Origin of the sequence: Mesorhizobium sp. M7A.F.Ca.CA.004.04.2.1 (assembly GCF_004022825.1) — a bacterium.
GTDB lineage: Bacteria > Pseudomonadota > Alphaproteobacteria > Rhizobiales > Rhizobiaceae > Mesorhizobium.
Map to the genome: position 1 here is coordinate 1 of NZ_RZPH01000771.1, position 2948 is coordinate 2948.

Genomic DNA, 2948 nt, shown 5'->3' on the forward strand with positions numbered 1-2948 from the left:
GTCCTGGTGCCCTGATCGGCGAAGTCGACGCCCAGCTTGTTGCCGACCGCATGGCGCACCGCTTCCGAGCAGGCAATGCCGCCGGGCATCGCGAGGCCCTGCAGCCGCACCGCAAGATTGACACCGTCGCCCTGGAAATCATCGCCGTCGACGATGATGTCGCCAAGGTTGATGCCCATGCGAAACTTGAAATGCCGGTCCTCGGGAATGCCGGCATTCCGCTCGGGCATGCCGCGCTGGATCTCGACCGCGCAGCGCGCCGCATTGATTACGCTGCCGAACTCGACCAGAAAGCCGTCACCCATCACCTTGAAGATGCGCCCGCCGTGCTTGGTGACGGTCGGATCGAAGAACTCCCGTCGATGCTGCCGAAGGAGATTGAGCGTGTGCTCTTCGTCGACCTCCATAAGACGGCTATAGCCGACCACATCCGCGGCCAGGATCGCCGCCAGCCGACGCTCAACATGCTCCTCGGACATGTCGTCTCCTGAAATCGCAGACAATTGTTCCGCCTGAGTTAGTTCTAGCTGATTTACCTGCTCGGCGCCAACGCCGCTGGAGGTCGCTCGCGCCCGATTCGCGGTCTCGGCCGTCAGGGTCGCGAAATGGAAGCGAAAGCCGTTGGCCGATTATCCATGGCATATCGATCGCCCGCGACGCAAATTCCGGAGCCGCCTCGCTCTACCCGCGGACAACCTGTTGAGGCTCAACACCCAGGTCGGATGGGCAGCCCTACGTTCCCGGCTTCGGCTGGAAACGTCGTCCCCCCGCTCCCCGGCGCCAGATAGCAAAAAGGCCCGGTTACCCGGGCCCTTTATGCTTTTCAAATCTAAAGAAGATTTGGAGCGGGTGAAGCGATTCGAACGCTCGACCCCAACCTTGGCAAGGTTGTGCTCTACCCCTGAGCTACACCCGCTCGCACGGCGCTTGGCCGCAAGCCGGGCCTATATGGCTGAAGAGCGCGGCGATTGCAACAGGGAAATCGCAGGCTTTTTGCGACACGATGCGCGGGGCCGGCAAGCCGCCGGCGGGCGCGTGAGTGGCGGGCGGCGGGGCGCCAGCGCGAAGGGCGGTGCCGCTCACCATGATGTCGCATGACGGTCTTGTGTCGGCTGCCCCATTGGCCGTAAACGGCTGGCTTGAGAAACGGGACGAAACCGATGCCGAAGACCGAAGCCGATTTGATGGCCTTTCTTGCCGAACTCGGCATTGCCACGTCGACGAAGCGCCACCCGCCGCTCTATACCGTCGCCGATTCGCAGGCGCTGCGCGGCGAAATCGCCGGCGGGCACACGAAAAACCTGTTCCTGAAGGACAAGAAGGACAATTTCTTCCTGGTCACCGTCGGCGAGGACGCGGTCGTCGACCTGAAGCAGATCCACCAGGTGATCGGCGCCGCCAGCCGGGTTTCCTTCGGCAAGCCGGAGATGCTGATGGAGCTGCTCGGCGTCACACCGGGCGCCGTCACGGTCTTTGGCGTCATCAACGACACGGCAAACAGGGTCAAGCTCGTGCTCGACAAGGATTTGATGGAGCATGCGGTCATCAATGGGCATCCGCTGACCAATGAGGCGACGACATCGATCGCGGCGCGCGACCTGATCAGATTCGTCGAGGCAACCGGGCACGATGCTGCTATCTTGAAAGTCTCCGTGTGATCGCCACATGGATGGCTTGAGTCAGATGGTCTGAAGCATAGGGCGCCTGGCCGCCGGCCGGCGGCGCCACGGAAGGGCAGAGAGATGAGCGACAACAATCCGTTCGGCGGCTCCTTTGGCGGCAATGGCGGCCAGTACACCACCTCGGTGCAGTATGGTGGAGCCGCGCCGGCGCCGGCGAAAGTCGCGCTTGGCGATGCGCCCGCCGCTCCCGCCGACGTGATCAAGGACACGACGACGGCTGCCTTTGCCGCCGATGTCATCAAGGAATCGCGCCGGCAGCCGGTGCTGGTCGATTTCTGGGCGCCCTGGTGCGGGCCTTGCAAGCAGTTGACGCCGCAGTTGGAGAAGGCGGTCAAGGCCGCCGGCGGCAGGGTCAAGCTGGTGAAGATGAACATCGACGACCATCCCTCGATCGCCGGCCAGCTCGGCATCCAGTCTATCCCGGCGGTCATCGCCTTCAAGGACGGCCAGCCGGTCGATGGCTTCATGGGCGCCATCCCGGAGAGCCAGATCAACGAATTCATCACCAAGGTCGGCGGCAAGGACAATGGCGCGCCGCCAGTGGCTGAAGCCCTGGCCGCAGCCGTTGAGGCGCGCGCCGCCGGCGACATGCAGACCGCGGCCGACATTTATGACGCCATCCTGGCGCAGGCGCCGGAGACGATCGAGGCGATCGCCGGACTGGGCGAACTGTTGTTCGACGCCGGCGACACGGAAGGCGCCGAGGCGCTTTTGGCAACAGCCCCGGAGGCCAAGAAGGATGCGCCGCCGCTGGCAGCCCTGCGCGCCAGGATGGCGGTTGCGGCGCAGGCGGCGGCTCTCGGCAATCCAGCCGAGTTCGAGCGCCGGCTGGCGGAAAATCCCGGAGATCACCAGGCGCGCTTCGATCTGGCCATGATCCAAAACGCCAACGGCGACCGTACGGCCGCGGCCGACAATCTGCTGGCCATCATCAAGGCCGACCGGGCCTGGAACGAGGATGGCGCGAGGACGCAATTGCTGCAGCTGTTCGAGGCCTGGGGCATGACCGACGAGGCGACGCTGGCGGCGCGCCGCAAATTGTCGGCGCTGCTGTTCTCCTGAGCCGGCTGCCGGTTGTTTTGCCGCACGGGCTTGGCGTCGGCGACGACTGCGCCAGATTAGCTGGTATGACGCGCTTCTGGTGAAGCGATCGGAGGAATATGGTGCAAGCGGGAAACGCGCATTACCGGCTCGCCAAGGATTTGCCGTCGACGATCCCGATCTTTCCGCTCGAGGGTGCGCTTTTGCTGCCGGGAGGTCGCATGC

At 64.3% G+C, this 2948-nt stretch carries 3 protein-coding genes, 1 tRNA gene and 1 pseudogene; 3 read left to right on the forward strand and 2 right to left on the reverse strand.

Annotation, left to right across the window (positions count from 1 at the left end; genetic code table 11):
- Both EN893_RS26695 and EN893_RS26700 read right to left on the reverse strand, forming a co-directional pair.
- Nucleotides 1-479, reverse strand: a 479-nt coding sequence (locus tag EN893_RS26695; protein ID WP_164901128.1) for an adenylate/guanylate cyclase domain-containing protein, incomplete at its 3' end; no start/stop codon positions are given.
- 362 nt (nucleotides 480-841) lie between these two features.
- Nucleotides 842-916: transfer RNA gene (locus EN893_RS26700), tRNA-Gly, on the reverse strand.
- A 244-nt stretch (nucleotides 917-1160) separates the two neighbouring features.
- Between EN893_RS26700 and EN893_RS26705 the strand changes: the two genes are divergently transcribed.
- The 3 genes and pseudogenes from EN893_RS26705 to EN893_RS39500 form a co-directional block, all read left to right on the forward strand.
- Nucleotides 1161-1658, forward strand: coding sequence for a prolyl-tRNA synthetase associated domain-containing protein (locus tag EN893_RS26705; RefSeq protein ID WP_127271756.1), 498 nt, complete (start codon nucleotides 1161-1163; stop codon nucleotides 1656-1658).
- A gap of 84 nt (nucleotides 1659-1742) precedes the next feature.
- The gene (trxA, locus tag EN893_RS26710) at nucleotides 1743-2744 is read left to right on the forward strand and encodes a thioredoxin (RefSeq protein WP_127271857.1); all 1002 of its coding nucleotides are present in this window, start codon (nucleotides 1743-1745) and stop codon (nucleotides 2742-2744) included.
- A 101-nt stretch (nucleotides 2745-2845) separates the two neighbouring features.
- Nucleotides 2846-2948 (forward strand): annotated as a pseudogene (locus tag EN893_RS39500) (ATP-dependent protease); the annotation flags it as partial.

Coding starts and splice junctions, on each gene's coding strand:
- EN893_RS26705 (WP_127271756.1), top strand. CDS start 1,161: ATGCCGAAGACCGAAGCCGATTTGATGGCCTTTCTTGCCGAACTCGGC.
- trxA (WP_127271857.1), top strand. CDS start 1,743: ATGAGCGACAACAATCCGTTCGGCGGCTCCTTTGGCGGCAATGGCGGC.